Annotated in this window: 1 rRNA gene; it reads left to right on the top strand. The window is 54.4% G+C overall.

Features of this window, described 5'->3' with window-relative positions:
- Positions 1 to 294, top strand: a 16S ribosomal RNA gene (locus ACSG5Z_RS31115); the annotation flags it as partial.

Here is a 294-nt window from a genome sequence, read left to right as displayed (position 1 = left end):
GAGATATGGAGGAACACCAGTGGCGAAGGCGACTTTCTGGTCTGTAACTGACACTGAGGCGCGAAAGCGTGGGGAGCAACCAGGATTAGATACCCTGGTAGTCCGCGCCGTAAACGATGAGTGCTAAGTGTTAGAGGGTTTCCGCCCTTTAGTGCTGAAGTTAACGCATTAAGCACTCCGCCTGGGGAGTACGGCCGCACGGCTGAAACTCAAAGGAATTGACGGGGGCCCGCACAAGCGGTGGAGCATGTGGTTTAATTCGAAGCAACGCGAAGAACCTTACCAGGTCTTGAC

It is taken from the genome of Bacillus pretiosus, from assembly GCF_051294775.1.
GTDB classification, from domain to species: Bacteria; Bacillota; Bacilli; order Bacillales; family Bacillaceae_G; genus Bacillus_A; species Bacillus_A wiedmannii.
The sequence above is the reverse complement of the archived record's forward strand: the minus strand, read 5'-3'. Positions and strand labels throughout refer to the sequence as shown.